Origin of the sequence: Amycolatopsis umgeniensis (assembly GCF_014205155.1) — a bacterium.
Taxonomy (GTDB): Bacteria; Actinomycetota; Actinomycetes; order Mycobacteriales; family Pseudonocardiaceae; genus Amycolatopsis; species Amycolatopsis umgeniensis.
On the sequence record NZ_JACHMX010000001.1, the window covers coordinates 8,281,384 to 8,304,074 of the forward strand.

The 22,691-nt window shown below is 70.7% G+C and carries 2 protein-coding genes; both read left to right on the top strand.

All coding sequences use genetic code 11. The features are described from left to right. Positions 1 to 185 precede the first annotated feature (185 nt). Positions 186 to 13,055 (top strand): type I polyketide synthase, encoded by a 12,870-nt coding sequence (locus tag HDA45_RS38030; protein WP_184903726.1) that lies wholly within the window; start codon positions 186 to 188, stop codon positions 13,053 to 13,055. Positions 13,056 to 13,069: 14 nt separating this feature from the next. After that, positions 13,070 to 22,678 (top strand): type I polyketide synthase, encoded by a 9,609-nt coding sequence (locus HDA45_RS43110; RefSeq protein WP_184903728.1) that lies wholly within the window; start codon positions 13,070 to 13,072, stop codon positions 22,676 to 22,678. The last annotated feature ends 13 nt before the right edge of the window (positions 22,679 to 22,691 follow it).

A 22,691-nucleotide genomic window follows, 5' to 3' on the forward strand; every position in this document is an offset into this window, starting at 1 on the left:
TTTCTGTGAATTGGGGATTTCCGCGTCTTCGGCGAAACTAGCCGACCCGGCGGCATCGACCGTTCATCGTCAAGTAATCGGTGGAGCGAGAACCGCGGATTACCGCGCGCTCGGTAACGTCCGAAGTCGGCTGCCCTGGGAAGCGTGAATGTGACCGGGAATTCGAGGAAAGGCAATCGTGCGCGATGACAAGAGTCGTTGACGAACTTGACGAGTCCGACGAGTACATCGCCGTCATCGGCGTTTCCTGCCGGTTGCCGGGGGCGGCGTCGCCCGCCGAATTCTGGCGATTGCTGCGCACGGGGACGAGCGCGATCGGCGAAGTGCCGCCGGGCCGCTGGTCCGCCACCGCCACGCCGAGCGCCCGGTTCGGCGGATTCCTCGACGCCGTAGGCGATTTCGACGCCGGGTTCTTCGGTATCTCGCCGCGCGAGGCGGTCACCATGGACCCGCAGCAGCGGCTCGTGCTGGAGCTGGCCTGGGAAGCGCTGGAAGACGCCCGGATCGTCCCCGGCACGCTCGCGGGCAGCTCCACCGCGGTGTACGTCGGCACCTTGCGCGACGACTACACGGCTGTGGTGCACCAGCACGGCCGGCAGGCCATCACCCAGCACACGATCACCGGCGTGAACCGGGGCGTGATCGCCAACCGCCTTTCGTACGCGCTCGACCTCCGCGGTCCCAGCCTGACCGTCGACACGGCGCAGTCGTCCTCGCTCGTCGCCGTGCACCTGGCTTGCGAGAGCCTCCGCGCCGGTGAGTCCGCGACAGCGATCGTCGCCGGGGTGAACCTCAACCTCGTCGCGGAAAGCGCGGTCACCGCGGAGCGGTTCGGCGGGTTGTCCCCGGACGGCCGGTGCTTCACCTTCGACGCCCGCGCCAACGGTTTCGTGCGCGGCGAGGGCGCCGGCGTCGTCGTGCTCAAGCCGCTGCGGCGGGCCGTCGAGGACGGCGATCGCGTGCACGCGGTGATCCGCGGTACGGCGGTGAACAACGACGGCGCCACGACAGGGCTGACCGTTCCCGGGCAGGAGACTCAGGAAGAGGTCCTGCGCACCGCGTACGAACGGGCGGGCGTCGACCCGGGTTCCGTCCAGTACGTCGAATTGCACGGCACCGGGACACCGGTCGGCGACCCGATCGAGGCCGCCGCGCTCGGCGCCGTACTCGGTGCCGAACGTCCGGCCGAGGATCGGCTGCGGGTCGGTTCGGTCAAGACCAACGTCGGCCATCTCGAAGGCGCGGCGGGGATCACCGGACTGCTCAAGGTGATCCTGAGCCTGCGCCACCGGGAACTGCCGCCCAGCCTGAACTTCGAGACGCCGAACCCGGCGATCCCGCTGAACGAGCTGAACCTTTCCGTGCAGACCGAATCCACCGCCTGGCCGCATCAGGACCGGGCGCTGCTCGCCGGGGTGAGCTCGTTCGGCATCGGCGGGACCAACTGTCACGTCGTGCTGTCGGAACCGCCCGCCGTCCCCGCCCCGCGACCTGCCGGTGCCGTCGAGGCGGCGCCGCTGGTGCTCACCGGGCGCACGGAGGACGCGTTGCGCGCGCAGGCCGCACGGCTGCGCGACTTCCTCGACACGGACGTGCACCCCGCCGACGCCGGATGGTCCCTGCTCACGTCCAGGGCGCGGTTCGAGCATCGCGCGGTCGTACTCGGCGACGACGTGGACGGTCTGCGGGCGGGCCTGGAGTCACTGGCCAACGGCCTGCCGTCACGCGACGCGGTGTCCAATGTGGTCACTCCCGGCGGTCTCGCTTTCTTGTTCACCGGTCAGGGTTCGCAGCGGATCGGGATGGGTCTCGAGTTGTATGAGGCGTTCCCGGTGTTCGCGCGGGCTTTCGATGAGGTGTGCGATGAGTCGTTGCGTGAGGTGATCGCGTCCGGGACGGATCTCGATCAGACCGGATGGGCTCAGCCCGCGCTGTTCGCGGTCGAGGTCGCGCTGTACAGGCTTTTGGAGTCCTGGGGAGTCCGGCCTGATTTCCTTGCTGGGCATTCGATCGGTGAGATCGCGGCCGCTCATGTGGCGGGTGTGTTCTCGCTCGAGGACGCGTTGACGTTGGTGCGGGCGCGTGGCCGGTTGATGCAGCAGTTGCCGCTCGGCGGGGCGATGGTGGCGATCCAGGCCGGTGAGGCGGATGTGCTCCCGCTGTTGGTCGACGGGGTCGGTCTCGCGGCGGTCAACGGGCCGGATTCCGTGGTCATCTCCGGCGTCGAGGACAAGGTTCTGGAGATCGCGGCGAGTTTCGCGAAGACGAAGCGCCTGGCGGTGAGCCACGCCTTCCACTCGCCCTTGATGGAGCCGATGCTGGACGAATTCCGGGCCGTCGTCGAAGGTCTGGAGTTCGGAACGGCCGGTATCGCCGCGGTGTCCTCGGTGACCGGCGGCGTGATGTCCGGTGAGTGGAGCTCACCCGAGTACTGGGTGCGGCAGGTTCGTGAGCCCGTGCGGTTCCTGGACACCGTCCAGACCCTGTCCGCCGAGGGCGCCACGACCTTCGCCGAAATCGGACCGGATTCCGTGCTGTCGGCGATGGTCGAGGGCGCCGCGCCCGCGCTGCGCGGCGACCGGCCGGAGCGCCAGACCGTCCTGGCCCTGCTCGCCTTCGTGTTCGCGCGCGGATTCGAGGTGGACTGGTCGCCGGCGTACGCGAACACCGCGCGGAACGTGGTCGACCTGCCCACCTACGCCTTCCAGCGCCGCCGCTACTGGGTCGGCGACAAGACCAGGACCACGGTGAAGGTCGAGCGCGATCACTCGGTGGTGGACCTGGTCCGCAACCACATCGCCGCGATTCTGGAGCTCCCGCCGGGTACCGCGCTGGAACAGCACAAACCGTTCCGTGAACTCGGATTCGACTCCCTGCTGGCGGTCGAACTGCGCAACGGGCTCGCCGCCGCGACCGGGCTGGCCCTGCCCTCCGGGCTGCTCTTCGACTACCCGACGCCCGCCGCGCTCATCGCGTACCTCCAGCAGAACCCCGGCGACGCCGCCGTCGAGACGGAGGAGGAGACGTTCGGCGCGGCCGCGCTGGAAGAGCCGATCGCGATCGTCGGGATGGCGTGCCGGTACCCCGGCGACATCTCCTCGCCCGAGGATCTCTGGCGGCTGGTCGCCGAAGCGGGCGACGCGATCACGGCCTTCCCCGAGAACCGAGGCTGGAACGGGGGCGATCTCGACCCCGGCACCATCCGGCAGGGAGGTTTCCTGCGGGACGTCGCCGAATTCGACGCGGGCTTCTTTCGAATCTCCCCGCGGGAAGCGCAGGCCATGGACCCCCAGCAACGGCTGCTGCTGGAGTCCGCGTGGGAGGCGCTGGAGCGGGCGGGGATCACCGCGGACAGCCTGCGGGGCAGCGACACCGGTGTCTTCGTCGGCGCCACGGCGCAGGACTACGGGCACCGGATGCACGATGCCCCCGAAAGCGTCGGCGGGCACATCCTCACCGGCGTCACCAGCAGCGTGATGTCCGGCCGGATCGCCTATCAGTTCGGCTTCACCGGACCGGCGATCACGGTCGACACCGCCTGCTCGTCTTCGCTGGTGGCCCTGCACCTGGCGGTGCGGTCGCTCCGCACCGGGGAATCGGCGCTGGCGCTGGCCGGTGGGGTGACGGCGATGCCGACCCCGGGCATGTTCGTCGAGTTCTCGCGTCAGCGCGGGCTGGCACCGGACGGCCGGGCCAAACCGTTCGCCGCGGCCGCGGACGGCACGGCCTGGGCCGAAGGCGTCGGACTGCTCGTGCTGGAACGCCTGTCCGACGCGCGGCGCAACGGCCATCCGGTACTCGCGGTGGTCCGCGGTTCGGCGATCAACCAGGACGGCGCCAGCAACGGCCTGTCCGCGCCGAACGGGCCGTCGCAGGAGCGCGTGATCCGCCGGGCACTGGCCGACGCCGGTCTCACCCCGTCCGAAGTGGACGCCGTGGAGGCGCACGGCACCGGAACCACGCTCGGCGACCCGATCGAGGCGAACGCCCTGATCGCGACCTACGGCAAGCGGCGGGAGCGGCCGCTCTGGCTGGGCTCCCTCAAGTCGAACATCGGGCACGCCCAGGCGGCCGCGGGGGTCGGCGGCGTGATCAAGATGGTGGAGGCGATGCGGCACGGCGTGCTGCCCAAGACCCTCCACGTCGACGAGCCGACCTCGCACGTCGATTGGACGGCGGGCGCGGTCTCGCTGCTCACCGCTCACCAGCCGTGGCCCGCCGACGAGCGTCCTCGCCGCGCGGGTGTGTCCTCCTTCGGGATCAGCGGGACCAACGCGCACGTGATCCTCGAACAGGCGCCGGACGCCGAGGAACCCGCCGAAGCCGACGTGCCCGGAGCCCTGCCGCTGGTCCTGTCGGCGCACAGCGCGCCGGCGCTGCGTGCCCAGGCGGAACGGCTCCGCACCACGCTCACCGGCGAGACCTCGACGGCGGATATCGCGTGGTCCTTGGCACAGGGCCGGTCGGCACTCGACCATCGCGCGGTCATCGTCGGCAATGACCGGGCTGACCTGCTCGAAGGCCTGAGCGCGGTGGCCGCGGGCGAGGCCGGTGACGGCGTGGTGACCGGGGTGGCGCCCGGTGACCGCGGCGACGTCGTGTTCCTGTTCCCGGGCCAGGGATCGCAATGGGCGGGGATGGCGACGCGGCTGCTCGATTCGTCCCCGGTGTTCGCCGCCCGGATCCGGGACTGCGAAGAGGCGCTGGCCGAGTACGTCGACTGGTCGCTGACCGGGGTACTGCTCGGCGAGGACGGCGCGCCTTCGCTCGAGCGGGTCGACGTGGTCCAGCCGGTCCTGTTCGCCGTCATGGTGGCGCTGGCCGAGGTGTGGCGGTCCCACGGCGTCGAGCCGGGCGCGGTGGTCGGGCATTCGCAGGGGGAGATCGCGGCCGCCTGCGTCGCGGGCGCCCTGAGCCTCGCCGACGCCGCCAAGGTGGTCGCCCTGCGCTCGCAGGCCATCACCGCGATCGCCGGCCTCGGCGGGATGACCTCCCTCGCGCTGCCCGCGGCCGACGTCGAGCGGAGGATCGCCCGCTGGGAGGGCCGGATCTCGATCGCGGCCGTGAACGGCCCGTCCGCGACGGTCGTCTCCGGTGACGGCGAAGCGCTGGACGAACTGTTCGACGAGTGCGTCGCCGACGGTGTGCGCTTGCGCCGGATCCCGGTGGACTACGCGTCGCATTCCGCGCACGTCGAGCGGATCGAGGGCGAGATCCTGCGGGTGCTCGGCGGAATCCGGCCGGGGCCGTCGCAGGTGCCGTTCTTCTCGACCGTGACCGGCGAATGGCTCGACACCACGGAGATGGACGCGGGCTATTGGTACCGCAACCTGCGGAACACGGTGCGGTTCGCGCCCGCGATCAGCAGTCTCGCCGGCCTGGGCTTCGGGTACTTCGTCGAGTGCAGCGCGCATCCGTTGCTGACCATGGGTGTCCAGGATCTGCTCGACGGCACCGACGCCGTCGTGACGGGCTCACTGCGCCGCGATCAAGGCGGACTCGACCGGATGCTCGCCTCGATCGCCGAGGTGTACGTCGCCGGGCGGGAGGTCGACTGGTCGCTGCCGCGAGGCAGGTGGACCGAGTTGCCGACGTATCCGTTCCAGCGGGAGACGTACTGGCTCACCCCCGGCACCGGAACCGGGGACGTCAGCGGGCTGGGCGTACGCGCGACCGGGCATCCGCTGCTGGGTGCCGCGGTCGACGTGGGCGACGCCGGTCAGCTCGTCCTCACCGGCAGGCTCGCCCGGGACACCCAGCCGTGGCTGGCCGATCACGCGGTGCTGGGCTCGGTTCTCTTTCCCGGTACGGGTTTCGTCGAGCTGGCCGCGCAGGCGGGTGAGCTGGCGGGCTGCGAACGGATCGACGAACTGACCGTCATCGCCCCGCTCGTCCTGCCCGAACCGGGCGCCGTGCTGATCCAGGTCGTGGTCGGCGAAGGCGACGAATCCGGACGCCGGTCGCTGGAGGTGTACTCGCGTCAGGAAGACGCCGAGGAGTGGACGAGGCATGCCACCGGGGTGCTGTCCGCCGAGGACGGCGCCGTCACCGACGAACTCACCCAGTGGCCGCCCGACGCGGCGGAAGTCGCCCTCGACGGCGTCTACGACCGGTTGCTGGACCAGGGATACGTGTACGGACCGGTGTTCCGCGGCCTGCGCAAGGTGTGGCACGCCGACGGCGAGATCTTCGCGGAAGTGTCGACGACCGAGGACACCGAAGCTTTCGTGATCCATCCCGCGCTGCTCGACGCCGCGCTGCACGCGCTGCTCCCCGGCGTCGTCGACGACGGTGACCGGTTGGTGCTGCCGTTCTCCTGGTCCGGGGTCCGGCTCCTGGCTTCGGGCGCCTCCACGTTGCGGGTCCGGTTCACCCTCACCGGGGACGACACCGCGAAGCTCGTGGCGGCCGACGAGACCGGCGCCCCGGTCGCGGTCGCGGACGCACTGGTCATGCGGCCCGTGGCCCGGGAAGCGTTGCGGGAGAACACCGGCGGCACCCTGTACGGGATCGACTGGCACGGCCTCCAGCTCCGGGGCACGGATCCGGGGGACGTCGTCGTCACGGACGTCCCGGTCGGTTCGCCCGCCGACGTGACGAAGCGGATGCTCCGGATACTGCGGGAGTCCTTGGCGGGCACCGAGCGGCTGGCCGTGGTGACCAGGGGAGCGATCGCCGTCGGCGACGAGGACGTCGCCGATCTCGGGCAGGCCGCGGTGTGGGGTCTGGTGCGTACGGCCCAGACCGAGAACCCCGACCGGTTCGTCCTGATCGACGCACCCGGGGACGTGGACGGGGAGACGCTGGCCGGCGTGCTGGCCACCGGCGAACCGCAGGTCGCGCTCCGGGACGGGCAGGCCTTCGTGCCCCGCCTCGCCCGCCGCTTCCCGCAACCGGTGTCCACTTCGGACTGGGGCGGTGGCCACGTGCTGATCACGGGCGGCACCGGTGCCCTGGGCGCGTTGCTGGCCCGGCACTTGGTCGGGAAGCACGGCGTGCGGGATCTGCTGCTCGTCAGCCGTCAAGGCCCGGACGCCCCCGGGGCCGCGGAGCTGCGGGACGAACTCGGCGCCGAGATCGTCGCGTGCGACGTGGCCGACCGGGACGCCCTGGCGGCGTTGCTGGCCGAGTACCCGGTGAGCGCCGTGATCCACACCGCCGGGGTGCTGGACGACGGCGTCCTCGAATCGCTCACCGACGAGCAGGTCGACCGGGTGCTGCGGCCGAAGGTGGACGCCGCGTGGAACCTGCACGAACTCACCGGCGACCTGTCCGCGTTCGTGCTGTATTCGTCGGTCACCGGCATCCTCGGCGCGGCGGGTCAGGGCAACTACGCGGCGGCGAACACGTTCCTGGACGCGCTCGCGCACCATCGCAAGGCGCAGGGCCTGCCCGCGACGTCGCTGGCGTGGGGCCTGTGGGAGCAGAGCAGCGGGATGACCGGCCGGATGGCCGACGTCGACGTCCGGCGGATGGCCCGCACCGGGTTGATCCCGCTGACCACGGACGCCGCGATGGAGGCGTTCGACCTGGCGGTGGCGGCCGACGAGCCGGTCTTCGCCGTGACCACTGTCGACACGGTGACCCTGCGTGCCAGGGCCGACGACGTGCCCGCCATGCTCAGCGGGCTGGTCAAACGCCCGCAACGGCGTGCGAAGACGGCGGCGGCCTCCCCGATGGCCGAGTTGGCGGGTTTGGCGCCGGAAGACCGCGAAGAGGCCCTGGTCAAGGTGCTCCGGGACCAGGTCGCGGACGTACTGGGCCACGCCGACGCCGCGGGGATCGACGCGCAGCGGGCGTTCCAGGAACTCGGCCTGGACTCCTTGACCGCCGTCGAACTGCGCAACCGGGTGGCGTCGCTGACCGGGTTGCGGCTGCCCACCACGCTGGTGTTCGACTACCCCTCGCCGGTCGCGCTGGCCGCGTACCTCTCGGACCGGCTGACCGGCGGGGAACGGCGCCAGGACTCCGTCGCGACCGCGGTGGCCGACGAACCCATCGCGATCGTCGCGATGGCCTGCCGGTACCCCGGCGGCGTCCGCTCGCCCGAAGACCTCTGGCGGATCGTCGCCGACGGCAGCGACGTGGTGTCCGGCTTCCCGGAGGACCGCGGCTGGGATCTGGCCGGGCTCTACGACCCGGATCCGGACCAGGTCGGCAAGTCCTACACGAGGTCGGGCGGATTCCTGACCGGGGCGGGTGACTTCGATCCCGGTTTCTTCGGGATGTCCCCGCGTGAGGCGCTGGCCGCCGACCCGCAGCAGCGGCTGCTGCTCGAAACCGCATGGGAGGCCATCGAACGGGCCGGACTCGACCCGAATTCCCTGCGGGGCAGCCGGACCGGCGTGTTCACCGGGGTGATGTACAACGACTACGGCTCCCGGCCGCATCTGCCGCCCGAGGAGTTCGAGGGCTATTTGTTCAACGGCAGCGCGGGAAGCGTCGCCTCGGGGCGTGTCGCGTACACGTTCGGCTTGGAAGGGCCGGCGGTGACGGTGGACACGGCGTGTTCGTCTTCGCTGGTCGCGCTGCATCTGGCCGCGAACGCCTTGCGGCAGGGTGAATGCGATCTGGCGCTGGCCGGTGGCGTGACGGTGATGTCCACCCCGGCGACGTTCGTGGAGTTCTCCCGGCAACGTGCCCTTTCCTCCGACGGGCGGTGCAAGTCGTTCTCGGCCGCCGCGGACGGCGCGGGCTGGGCCGAGGGTGTCGGGCTGCTGCTCGTCGAGCGGCTTTCGGACGCGCGGCGCAACGGTCACCAGGTTTTGGCCGTGGTGCGGGGTTCGGCGGTGAATCAGGATGGCGCGTCGAATGGTTTGACGGCGCCGAACGGTCCGTCGCAGGAGCGCGTGATCCGGCAAGCGCTGAGGAACGCGAAGCTCGAAGCGTCCGATGTGGACGTCGTGGAAGCGCACGGCACCGGTACGACGTTGGGCGATCCGATCGAGGCGCAGGCTTTGATGGCGACGTATGGCCAGGAGCGGGAGCGGCCGTTGTGGCTGGGCTCGCTGAAGTCGAACATCGGTCACGCGCAAGCCGCCGCCGGTGTCGGTGGTGTGATCAAGATGGTGCAGGCGATGCGGCACGGTGTTCTGCCGAAGACGTTGCATGTCGACGCGCCGAGCCCGCATGTCGAATGGGACGCGGGCGCGGTGTCGCTGCTGACCGAGGCGCAGCCGTGGCCGGGGCCCGAGCGCCGGGCCGGGGTGTCGTCGTTCGGGATCAGCGGCACCAACGCGCACGTGATCATCGAGCAGGGCGAGCCGGTGGAACCGGGTGAGCGGGCGGAACTGCCCGTCGCCCCGCTGGTGCTGTCGGCGAAGTCGCCGGAAGCCCTGGTGGAGCAGGCTCGTAACCTGACAGGCTTCCTGACCGGTGAAGACGCCGACCTGACGGATGTGGCGTTCTCGCTCGCCACGGGCAAGGTGGCTTTCGAATACCGCGCCGCCGTCGTGGGCACGAGCCGCGAGGAGCTGCTCGCCGAGCTGGATTCGCTCGCGGTGACGCAGGTTCGGGGCGGCCGGGTCGGGTTCCTGTTCACCGGCCAGGGCTCCCAGCGAGTCGGCATGGGACTCGAGTTGCACGAAGCCTTCCCGGTGTTCGCACGGGCCTTCGACGAGCTGTGCGACGACTCCCTGCGTGAGGTGATCACCGCGGGGGTGGATCTCGACCAGACCGGATGGGCCCAGCCCGCGTTGTTCGCCGTCGAGGTCGCGCTGTTCAGGCTTCTGGAGTCGTGGGGTGTCCGGCCGGACTTCGTCGCCGGGCATTCGATCGGCGAGATCGCCGCGGCTCATGTGGCGGGGGTGTTCTCGCTGGAGGACGCGCTGACGCTGGTCCGGGCCCGCGGCAGGCTGATGCAGCAGCTGCCCAGGGGCGGGGCCATGGTCGCGATCCAGGCGGGCGAGGCGGAGATCCAGCCGCTCCTTCTCGACGGGGTCGGGATCGCCGCGGTGAACGGCCCGGACTCCGTGGTCATCTCCGGTGTCGAGGACAAGGTCCTGGAGATCGCCGCGAGGTTCGCCAAGTCGAAGCGGCTGACCGTGAGCCACGCGTTCCACTCGCCGTGGATGGACGGCATGCTCGACCAATTCGGCGCGGTCGTCCGGACGATCGACTTCCACCCACCGCGGATCCCGCTCGTCTCGACGGTCACCGGGAGGCTCGCGCAGGCGGACGTCCTCGGCGACCCGGACTACTGGGTCCGGCAGGTGCGCGAGCCCGTGCGGTTCGCCGAATCCGTGCGCACCCTGTCCGAACTGGGCGTCCGGACCTTCGTGGAGCTCGGCCCGGACGGCGTCCTTTCGGCCATGGCCCGGGACGTCCTCGACACCGGCCCTGCCCCGGACGACCACGCCGTGACGGCGGTCCTGCGCCGGGAACGGCCCGAGCCGCGGACGGTGGTCACCGCGCTGGCGGCACTGCACACCCACGGCGTGCACGTGGACTGGCGGGCGTTCTTCGCCGGTACCGGTGCCCGCCACGTGGACCTGCCGACGTACGCCTTCCAGCGCAACCGGTTCTGGTTGCAGCCGGTGCACGGTGTCGGCGACATGGCGTCGGTCGGGCTGAGCGCGGCCGGGCATCCGCTGCTCGGCGCGGCGATCACGGTCGCGGGCTCCGGTGAGGTGCTGTTCACCGGCAGGCTGGACACGCGGACCCAGTCGTGGATGGACGATCACGCCATGTCGGGTTCGGTTCTGCTCCCGGGCTCGGCGTTCGTGGACATCGCCGCCAAGGCGGGTGAGCTGACCGGATACGGGCGGATCGACGAACTGACCGTGGTCGCCCCCTTGATCGTGCAGCCCGAGGGCGGGGTCCAGCTGCAGGTCGTCGTGGACGCGGATCAGGCGTTCACGATCTACTCGCGCCGCAACGAAGAGCATCCGTGGGACAAGCACGTCGAAGGAAGGCTCGCCGACGGAACGGTCACGGCCGGGGGACTGCACGCGTGGCCGCCGCCCGGAGTGTCCGAAGTGGACACGAGCAAGTTCTACGACGACCTCGCGGACCGCGGCTACGGGTACGGCCCGGCCTTCCGGGGCGTGAGCCGGCTCTGGCGAGGCGAAGACGAGATCTTCGCCGAACTACGGCTGCCCGACGAGGCCACCGTGGACGGTTTCGGTGTCCACCCCGTCCTGCTCGACGCAGCGCTGCATCCGTTGCTGCTGCCGGGCGCGCTGGCCACCGACGGTCAGGTGATGCTGCCGTTCTCGTGGTCCGGCGTGCACGTGATCGCCTCCGGCGCCACGACCCTCCGCGTACGCCTGAGCCTCACCGGCCCGGATTCGGCGACGGTGTTGCTCGCCGACGATCTGGGCTCCCCGGTGGCGACGGTGGAGTCCCTGACCCTGCGGCCGGTACTCCGCGACGCTTCCGACGTGCTGTTCGAGACCCGCTGGGAGGCCGTCGAGGTACCACCCGCGAGCCGGACCGCAGCCGATCTCTTCGTCGCGCCGGACGGCGTGCCGGGTGAGGTCGTCAAGCAGGTGCTCGGCGGGCTGCAGCGTCGTCTGGCGGAAGACCGGACGGAACCCTTGGTCGTGGTGACCAGGGGAGCGATCGCGGTCGACACGGAGGACGTGGACGTGACCCAGTCCGGGGTCTGGGGGCTGGTGCGGTCCGCGCAGACCGAGAACCCGGGACGGTTCCTCTTGCTGGACGCCGACGGCGAAGTGCCGGACGCGGTGATCGACGGGCTCCTCTCGGCGGGCGAGACGCAGGCTGTGCTCCGCGGCGACGAGGTGTTCGTGCCGCGTCTGGCGAGGAAGTCCGGCCCGGCCGACGCGACCCCGGACTGGAGCCGCGGCCGCGTGCTCATCACGGGAGGCACCGGGGAACTGGGTGCCGTCGTGGCCCGGCACCTGGCCGAGGAACACGGGGTCCGCGAGCTGCTGCTGGTGAGCCGTCGCGGGATGAACGCACCCGGTGCCGCCGAACTGCGGGACGAGCTGGGCGCGGAGATCGTGGCCTGCGACGTGGCCGATCCGGCCGCCTTGGCCGCGCTCCTGGACGAGTACCCGGTGACCGCGGTCGTCCACACGGCGGGTGTGCTCGAGGACGGCCTGATCCCCGATCTCACCACCGAAGCCGTCGACACCGTGCTGCGGCCGAAGATCGACGCCGCGTGGAACCTGCACACGTACACGGCCGGGATGGATCTGGACGCGTTCGTGCTGTACTCCTCGATCGCGGGGGTGCTGGGCACCGCCGGACAAGGCAACTACGCCGCCGCCAACACCTTCCTGGACGCCTTGGCCCAGCACCGCCGTGCCCAGGGGTTGCCCGCGACCTCGCTCGCGTGGGGACTGTGGGAAAGCGCGGGCGGGATGGTCGGCGAACTGTCCGATGTGGACGTCAAACGGCTCGCCCGGTCCGGTCTGCGGCCCCTGCCGGTGGTCAAGGCGATGACGGCGTTCGACGCGGCCGTGTCTTCGGAGACGGCGGTGACCACCGTGGCGTCGATCGACGTTGGCGCGCTGCGCACCCGCGAAGACGTCCCCCTCGCATTGCGCGGGTTGCTGCCCGCGGCGCGCAGGGCCAAGAACGCCGAGAACGGGCAGCCGCTGGGCGCGCGGCTGGCCGCCATGCCCGCCGCCGAACGCGAGGAAGCGTTGGTGGACCTGGTGCGCGCACAGGTCGCGGCGGCCTTGGGCCACGCCGATCGCGGCGCCATCGACCCGGGGCAGACGTTCCAGGACCTGGGTTCCGACTCGCTGACCGCGGTCGAGGTCCGCAACCGCCTGGCGGCGCTGACCGGGCTGCGGCTGACGACCACGGTCCTGTTCGACCACCCGTCACCGGCGGCGCTCGCCGCGCATCTGAGCGGCCTGCTCGCCACCGACGACACCCCGGTCCCGCTCGTGGCGGAACTCGACCGGTTGAGGGCGGCCATCCGGTCGATGGCGACCGACGGCACCTTGCCCGACGACATCACCACCCGGTTGGAGGACCTGGTGGATCTCTGCAGGGCGGCGGACAAAGGCGACGCCGAGGACGACTTGGACTCCGCGAGCGACGAGGACCTGTTCGCGCTCGTCGACAGGCTGGATTGAGGAGCTGACCGTACGTGTCCGACGAACAGAAACTCCGCGACTACCTCAAGCGGGCCATCGCCGACGCGCAAGACGTCCGCAAACGGCTGCGCGAGGTCCAGGACAAGGCACGAGAGCCGATCGCGATCGTGGGCATGGCGTGCCGTTACCCCGGCGGGGTGGCCACGCCCGATGACCTCTGGCGGCTGGTCTCCGAAGAACGGGACGCCATCTCGCTGTTCCCCGCCGACCGGCAATGGGACGTCGAACGGCTCTACGACCCGGATCCGGATCAGGTCGGCAAGTCCACCACCCGGCACGGCGGATTCCTCGACGCGGTGGACGGGTTCGATCCCGGTTTCTTCGGGATGTCCCCGCGTGAGGCGCTGGCCGCCGACCCGCAGCAGCGGCTGCTGCTGGAAGTGGCCTGGGAGGCCTTCGAACACGCCGGGGTGGTCCCCGATTCGCTGCGGGGCAGCCGGACCGGCGTGTTCACCGGCGTGATGTACAACGACTACGGCTCGCGTCCGGACCTTCCGCCCGACGAGTTCGAGGGCTACCTGCTCAGCGGTAGCGCGGGCAGCATCGCGTCCGGCCGGCTCTCGTACACCTTCGGCCTGCAGGGCCCGGCGGTCACCGTGGACACGGCGTGCTCGTCTTCGCTGGTCGCGCTGCATCTGGCCGCGAACGCCCTGCGCCAGGGGGAATGCGATCTGGCGCTGGCCGGCGGCGCCACGGTGATGTCGACGCCGACCGGATTCGTCGAGTTCTCCCGGCTGCGTGGTCTCGCACCGGACGGCCGGTGCAAATCCTTCGCCGCGGGCGCCGACGGGACGGCGTGGGCCGAGGGCGTCGGGCTGCTGCTCGTCGAACGGCTTTCGGACGCGCGGCGCAACGGTCACCAGGTTTTGGCCGTACTGAGGGGTTCCGCGGTGAACCAGGACGGCGCGTCGAACGGGTTGACCGCGCCGAACGGTCCGTCGCAGGAGCGGGTCATCCGGCAGGCGCTCGGGAACGCGGGACTTTCGGCGTCCGATGTGGACGTCGTGGAGGCACACGGCACCGGCACCCGGCTGGGCGATCCGATCGAGGCGCAGGCTTTGATGGCCACCTACGGTCAGGATCGTGAGCGGCCGTTGTGGTTGGGGTCGTTGAAGTCGAACATCGGTCACGCGCAGGCCGCCGCGGGTGTCGGTGGTGTGATCAAGATGGTGCAGGCGATGCGGCACGGTGTCCTGCCGAAGTCCCTGCACATCGACCAGCCCAGCCCCGAAGTGGACTGGACGTCGGGTGCGGTGTCGCTGCTGACCGAGGCGCGGCCGTGGCCCGGGTCCGAACGCAGGGCCGGGGTGTCGTCGTTCGGTTTCGGTGGCACGAACGCCCACGTGATCATCGAGGAGGGCGACCCGATCGAGGCGGGTACCCGCCCCGGCGCCGGAGTCCTTCCCCTGGTGCTGTCGGCGAAATCGGCGGACGCCGTGGCGGATCAGGCACGACGGCTGGCTCCGTTGCTTGCCGACGAACGGATCGAGCCCGCCGATGTGGCCTACTCACTGGCCGTCGGCCGGACGGCTTTCGAGCACCGCGCGGTCGTCGTCGGGACGGACCGCGACGAACTGCTCGCCGGGCTGGATTCGGTCACGGCCCGCCGGGTCGCCGGTGGCAAGACCGCGTTCCTGTTCACTGGTCAGGGTTCTCAGCGGGCTGGTATGGGTCTTGAGTTGTATGAGGCGTTCCCGGTGTTCGCGCGGGCTTTCGATGAGGTGTGCGATGAGTCGTTGCGTGAGGTGATCGCGTCCGGGGTGGATCTTGATCAGACTGGTTGGGCTCAGCCCGCGCTGTTCGCGATTGAGGTCGCGTTGTTCAGGTTGTTGGAGTCGTGGGGTGTTCGGCCTGATTTTGTGGCGGGGCATTCGATCGGTGAGATCGCGGCTGCTCATGTGGCGGGGGTGTTTTCACTTGAGGATGCGTTGACGTTGGTGCGGGCGCGTGGCCGGTTGATGCAGCAGCTGCCGCTCGGAGGCGCGATGGTCGCGATCCAGGCACGCGAAGAAGACGTGCCTTTGGCCGCCGGTGTCGGCATCGCGGCGATCAACGGGCCGGATTCGGTGGTGATTTCCGGTGTCGAGGGCAAGGTTCTGGAGCTCGCCGGTAAGTTCGCGAAGACGAAGCGGTTGTCGGTGAGTCATGCCTTCCACTCGCCGTTGATGGAGCCGATGCTGGGCGAGTTCCGGTCGGTGGTGGAAGGTCTGGAGTTCGGACCGGCCGATATCGCCGCAGTGTCCACTGTGTCCGGTCGTGTGGTGTCGGGGGAGTGGAGCACGGCCGAGTACTGGGTGCGGCAGGTTCGTGAGCCCGTCCGGTTCATGGACGCCGTGCGGACGCTCGCCGAAGAGGGTGTGGGGACGTTCGTCGAGGTCGGCCCGGACGCCGTGCTCACGGCGATGGTCGGCGACCTGCTCGACGACGTCGACGCGGTCCCGGTGCAGCGCCGCGACCGGCCGGAGGCCAAGACACTCGTCCGGGCCGTGGCCGGGTTGCCCGTCGTCGACTGGCCCGCGTTCTTCTCGGGCGGCGACGCCCGGATGATCGCCCTGCCGGCGTATCCCTTCCAGCGCGACCGGTACTGGCTCGCGCCGTCCGCCGGAACGCGCGACGCGGTGGGGCTGGGGCTCGAACCGGCCGATCACCCGTTGCTCGGCGCGGCCGTGGAGGTCGCCGACGGCGAGACGACCGTGCTCACCGGACGGCTTTCCGTGGAAGCCCAGCCGTGGCTCGCGGATCACGCGGTCCGGGGCACCGTTCTGGTGCCGGGAACCGCCTTCGTCGAGCTGGCCCTGCGGGCGGCGGAGTTCGCGGGCCACGCCCGGATCGACGAACTCACCATCTCGGCACCGCTTTCCCTGCCGGAACGCGAGTCGGTGCAGGTGCAGGCCATCGTCGGCGCGGACGGCGCGTTCGCGCTCTACTCGCGGCGGGAGGACACCTGGGTCCGGCATGCCGGCGGCCTGCTGGCCCGAGCGTCGGGCGACGGCACCGCACTGGCGGCCTGGCCGCCGGAAGCGACCGAACTGGACATCGCCGACCTCTACGACGACCTCGCCGACCGCGGCTACGGCTATGGCCCGGCCTTCCAGGGACTGCGCCGGGCTTGGCGAGCGGGTTCCGACGTCTTCGCCGAGATCGCGTTGCCCGAAGCGGTCTCCACGGACTCGTTCCTGCTGCATCCGGCGTTGCTCGACGCGGCCTTGCACGCGTCACTGGTGGGCGACGGCGAACGGATGGTGCTGCCGTTCTCGTGGTCCGGCGTCGAAATCCACTCGGCAGGCGCTTCCGTCTGCCGGGTCAAGCTCACCCGGACCGGACAGGACACGCTTTCGGTGGTGCTGGCCGACGCAACGGGCCTGCCCGTCGCCACCGTGGAATCCCTGGTGCTGCGAGCGCCGTCGGCCGGCGCGCTGCGCGAGACCGACGGCCTGTACGGAATCGACTGGGTCCGGCCGGAACCGGGCTCCGGCGAGGACGACGGTTTCGAGATCGTCCACGTCCCGAGGACGACCGGAATCCCCGTACCCGACGCGGCGCGTGAAGCCACGCATCACGTGCTCGGCCTTCTGCGGGCCCACACCGATCCCGCTCCGCTGGTCGTCGTCACCAGGAACGCGCTCGCGGTCCGAGGCGAGGACGTCGACCCGGCCCACGCCGGGGTGTGGGGTCTGGTGCGGTCCGCGCAGTCGGAGAACCCGGGGCGATTCGTCCTGGTGGACGTGGACGGTGACGTCGACGAAGCGACGTTGGCCGCTGTCGTGGCCACAGAGGAGCCGCAAGCCGCCGTCCGCGACGGCGGGATCCTGGTGCCTCGGCTGGCGAAACGCGCCTCCCGGGAAACGGCCGCCGTGGACTGGACCCGGGGCAGGGTGCTGATCACCGGCGGGACCGGCGAACTGGGTGCCGTCGTCGCCCGTCACCTGGTCTCCGCGCACGGCGTACGCGATCTGCTGCTGGTGAGCCGCCGAGGTCTGGACGCGCCTGGCGCGGCGGAGTTGCGCGACGAGCTCGGGGCGGAGGTGGTGGCGTGCGACATCGCCGACCGCGAGTCGCTGCGGGAACTGCTGGAACGCCACCCGGTCACCGCGGTCGTGCACACCGCGGGTGTCGTGGACGACGGCGTACTCGGTTCGCTGACGGCCGATCAGGTGGACAGGGTGCTGCGGCCGAAGGTCGACGCCGCCTGGAACCTGCACGAACTCACCGGCGAGCTGGCGGCGTTCGTGGTGTTCTCGTCCATCTCGGGCGTGCTCGGCGGACCCGGTCAGGCCAACTACGCGGCGGGCAACACGTTCCTCGACGCTCTCGCCCAGCATCGGCGGGCGAACGGACTCCCCGCGACGTCCCTGGCCTGGGGACTGTGGGAGCAGACCAGCGGGATCACCGGCGGGCTCGGCGAAGTCGACCTCAAACGGATGGCCCGCAACGGTTTGCTGCCCTTGACGTCCGAGCACGCCTTGGCCCTGTTCGACACGGCACAGGGCGCGGACGACGCGGCCCTGACCGTGACGAGGTTCGACACGGCGTCCCTGCGGGCCCGCGGCGAAGACCTGCCGAGCCTGTTGAGCGGCCTCGTCCCGGCACGCCGGACGGCCCGCGCCACCGGATCCTTGGCCCGGCGGCTGGCCACGCTGGACGAGGGCGAACGCGAGGCCGTCCTGCTCGACATCGTCCTCGCCCAGGTCGCGTCCGTGCTCGGCCACACCGATCCGGCGGCGATCGACGGTGGCAGGCCGCTCCAGGAGATCGGCTTCGACTCTCTGACCGCGGTCGAACTGCGCAACCAGCTCGCCACGAGCACCGGCCTGCGCCTGCCGACGACGCTGGTCTTCGATCACCCGACCCCCGTCGCCCTCGCCCGGTTCGTGGCGCGCGAGATGTCGGGGAAGCGGGCCGAGCCGGTGCGGGCGGTCGCCTCCTCGAGGACGTCCGAGCCGATCGCGATCGTCGGCATGGCGTGCCGGTATCCCGGGGATGTGGGTTCTCCCGAGGACCTGTGGCGGCTGGTGGCCGAGGAACGGGACGCGATCTCGGCGTTCCCGGACCGGCGTGGCTGGCCGGAGGACCTGTTCGCCCCGGATCCCGACCTGCGCGGCAAGAGCTACGTCCGCGAAGGCGGATTCCTGCACGACGCCGACGAATTCGATGCCGGGTTCTTCGGGATCTCCCCGCGTGAGGCCCACGCGATGGATCCGCAGCAACGTCTGCTGCTGGAGACGGCGTGGGAGTCCTTGGAGAGCGCGGGAATCGATCCGCACGCGTTGCGAGGAAGCAAGGCCGGCGTCTTCGCCGGGATGATGTACTACGACTACGCCTCACGGGTCCGGAACGTCCCGGACGATCTGGAAGGCATGCTGGCCAGCGGCAACGCGGGAAGCGTGCTGTCCGGGCGGTTGGCCTACACGTTCGGTCTGGAAGGGCCGGCGGTGACGGTGGACACGGCGTGTTCGTCGTCGCTGGTCGCCTTGCATCTGGCCGCGAACGCTTTGCGGCAGGGTGAATGCGATCTGGCGCTGGCCGGTGGCGTGACCGTCATGTCGACTCCGACCGCGTTCGTGGAGTTCTCCCGGCAGCGCGGGCTGGCGCCGGACGGCCGCTGCAAACCGTTCGCCGCGGGCGCCGACGGGACGGCGTGGGGTGAGGGCGCCGGTCTGCTGGTGCTGGAGCGGCTTTCGGACGCGCGGCGCAACGGTCACCGGATTTTGGCCGTGGTGCGGGGTTCGGCGGTGAATCAGGATGGCGCGTCGAATGGTTTGACGGCGCCGAACGGTCCGTCGCAGGAGCGCGTGATCCGTCAGGCCTTGGCCGACGCGCGACTCGAACCATCCGATGTGGACGCTGTCGAGGCGCACGGCACCGGTACGACGTTGGGTGACCCGATCGAGGCGCAGGCTTTGATGGCCACCTACGGTCAGGAGCGGGAGCGGCCGTTGTGGCTGGGCTCGCTGAAGTCGAACATCGGTCACGCGCAGGCGGCCGCCGGTGTCGGTGGTGTGATCAAGATGGTGCAGGCGATGCGGCACGGTGTTCTGCCGAAGACGTTGCATGTCGACGCGCCGAGCCCGCATGTCGAGTGGGACGCGGGTGCGGTGTCGCTGCTGACCGAGGCTCACTCGTGGCCTGAGACGGGTGCGCCGAGGCGGGTCGGTGTGTCTTCGTTCGGGATCAGCGGAACGAATGCGCATGTGATCATCGAGCAGGGCGAGCCGGTGGAAGCGGGTGAGCGGGCGGACTTGCCCGTCGTCCCGCTGGTGTTGTCGGCGAAATCGCCGGAAGCCTTGGTGGAGCAGGCCGATCGGCTGGCGTCGTTCGTGGAGGAGTCGCGGCCGGACCTGATCGAGGTCGGCCGTTCGCTCGCGGTGGGACGGGCGGACTTCGACCACCGGACCGCCGTCACCGGCGCCACTCACGACGAGATCGTCGACGGGCTGCGTTCGGTCACGGCCCGCCGTGTCACCGGTGGCAAGACCGCGTTCTTGTTCACTGGTCAGGGTTCGCAGCGGGCGGGGATGGGTCTTGAGTTGTACGAGACGTTCCCGGTGTTCGCGCGTGCTTTCGATGAGGTGTGCGATGACTCGTTGCGTGAGGTGATCGCTTCCGGAACGGATCTCGATCAGACCGGATGGGCCCAGCCCGCGCTGTTCGCGATTGAGGTCGCGTTGTACAGGCTTTTGGAGTCGTGGGGTGTCCGGCCTGATTTCGTCGCTGGGCATTCGATCGGTGAGATCGCGGCTGCTCATGTGGCGGGGGTGTTCTCCCTGGCAGATGCGTTGACGTTGGTGCGGGCGCGTGGCCGGTTGATGCAGCAGTTGCCATCTGGCGGCGCGATGGTGGCGATCCAAGCGCGTGAAGAGGACGTGTCCTTGGTCGATGGTGTCGGGATTGCCGCGGTCAACGGGCCGGATTCCGTGGTCATCTCCGGTGTCGAGGACAGGGTTCTGGAGATCGCGGCGAGCTTTGCTAAGACGAAGCGCCTGGCGGTGAGTCACGCTTTCCATTCGCCGTTGATGGAGCCGATGCTGGACGAATTCCGAGGCGTGGTCGAGGGCTTGACCCTCGGTGAACCCGCGATCCCGGCGGTGTCGACGGTGACCGGCCGCTCGGTCACCTCCGAATGGAGCACCCCGGACTACTGGGTCGATCAGGTGCGCCTGCCGGTGCGCTTCGCGGACGCCGCCGGAGCCCTCGCGGAAGCCGGCGCCCGGACGTACGTGGAGATCGGACCGGACGCGGTGCTCACCGCGTTGATCGACGACGGTGACGCCGTGGCCCTCCAGCGCCGCGGCCAACCGGAGACCACGGCGCTGATCACCGCGCTCGGCGATCTGTACACCGCGGGCGTCACGCCCGAGTGGACGGAGTTCTTCACCGGCGCGGGCCGCCTGATCGACCTGCCGACGTACGCGTTCCAGCGCGGGCGCTACTGGCTGGCCGACGGTGCCGAAGAGCCGTTGCTCGGCCCCGCCGTACCCGTCGCGGGCAGCACGGAGGTGCTGTTCAGCGGCACGGTCTCCCGGCGACGGCAGGCCTGGCTGGACGAGCACGCGGTCGTCCCGAGCGCACTGTTCGTGGAGCTGGCCCTCCGGGCCGCGGACGAGTCGGGGTTCGCGGGGGTCGACGAACTCACCTACGTGGCCGGACTGCCGGTGCCGGAGCGGGCGGCGGACCTCCAGCTCCGCGTCGACACGGCGAGCAGGCGGTTCACGATCCACGCCCGCACCGACGACGAATGGACCCTGCACGCCGAAGGGCTGCTCGCCGCGGACGTCGTCCCCGCACCCGAGCCCGGTGAAGTCCGGGGCGAAACGTTCGAAATCGAAGAGGACGCCTCCGCGTTCGGCATCCATCCCGCGTTGCTCGACGCCGTCGTCCGCCGCGAGGGGAATCCCGCGCGGTGGCGTGGCGTGCGGCTGTACGCGACCGGAGCGCGCGGTGTCCGGCTCGCCGCGGCCGATCCGCTGCTGCTCACGGACGAGTCCGGCCTGCCGGTGGTGACGATCGACGAGGTGATCACCGGGGACGTGCCCGTCCCCGGCGGACTCGGTACCGGGCGGTCGCTGTTCCGGGTGGACTGGCAGCGGATCGAGCTCGACACGAAGTCCACAGTGGACATCGAGCACCTGGTCGCCTCGGACACCGTCGGCACCCTCGGCCGGGTGCGGGAGTTCCTGGCCGAGGCCGGCGACACCACGCTCGTGGTGACGACGAGCGGCGCGGTCCGCGTCGGCACGGAATCGCCGGATCTCGAAGCCGCCGCGATCCTGGCGGAACTCCGCTCGGCGCAGACGGAGTTCCCCGAAAGGCTCGTCTTGGTGGACACCCTCGGGGCGCTGCCGAGCGAGGTGGGTGCGGCCATCGCCGGAGCAGGCGAAACGCAAGCGGCCCTGCGCGACGGTGAGGTCTTCGTGCCGCGCCTGGTACGGGCGGCCGCTGACCGGAAGGACTTCGTGTGGGGCGACGGCGCCGTCCTCGTCCTGGGCGGGACAGGCGCGATCGGCGGCCTGGTGGCGGAACACCTCGTCACCGAGCACGGGGTCTCCCGTCTGGTGCTGGCCGGACGTCGCGGCGAGGGCACCCCCGAACTCCGGGAACGCCTCGGCGCGGCGGAAGTGACGTTCGTCAGCTGTGATGTGACGGATCCCGCGGCACTCGCGGCCGTCCTCGGCGAGCACCCGGTGTCCGCCGTCGTGCACGCGGCGGGTGTCCCGGACGTCCGTCACCTGCGGGAGCTGCTCCCGGAAACGACACCGCTGGTGCTGTTCTCGTCGGACCCGGGCCGGCCGGGCAACGCGCTGTTCGACGCCCTCGCCGAGCGCGGGAACACGATCTCGATCGGCTGGGGCCCTTGGGAGACGCCCGGCGTCACCGAGCGAGACCGGAAACGCCATGCGCTGCACGGTGTCCTCACCCTCGCACCCGCCGAAGGCCTGGCACTGCTGGACGCGGCCCTCGGCACCGGTCTCTCGTCGGTCATCGCCGCCTCACTGGACCTGGCGGCGGTGCGGGCGAGCGGGTACGTGCCCCCGCTGCTGCGCGGCCTGATCAAGGCGCCCGCCAAGAGGACCGTGGGTCCGGACGCGCTGACCTCCCGCCTGACCGGGTTGAGCGTGGAGGAGCAGCACGAAGTGTTGCTGGACGTCGTCCGCGCCGAAGTCGCGGCGGTGCTCGCCCTTCCCGAAGGGCACGCCGTGCGGGCCGATCAACCGTTCCTGGACCTCGGTTTCGACTCGATGACCGCTGTCGAGCTCCGCAACCGGCTCAAGGCCAGGACCGGTGAGCAGCTGCCCGCGACGGTCGTGTTCGGCCATCCGACGCCGGACGCACTGGCCGGTCTGCTGCGGAGCAGGCTGGTCGCCGACGGTTCCTCGAGCATTTTCGACGAACTGGACCGCCTGCAGGAGGTCCTGGTCGGTGTCCCGGCCGACGACGCGCGACGGGACACGATCACCACCCGCCTGCGGACCATCCTGTCCCGCTGGAGCGAGCCGCACGCCGCGTCCGCTCCCGCCGAGGACGTGACCAGCCGGATCGAGGCGGCGTCCACCGACGAGATCCTCGCGTTCATCGACAACGAGCTGGGCCGCACGGTCAGCTGAGCCATCTTCGAGG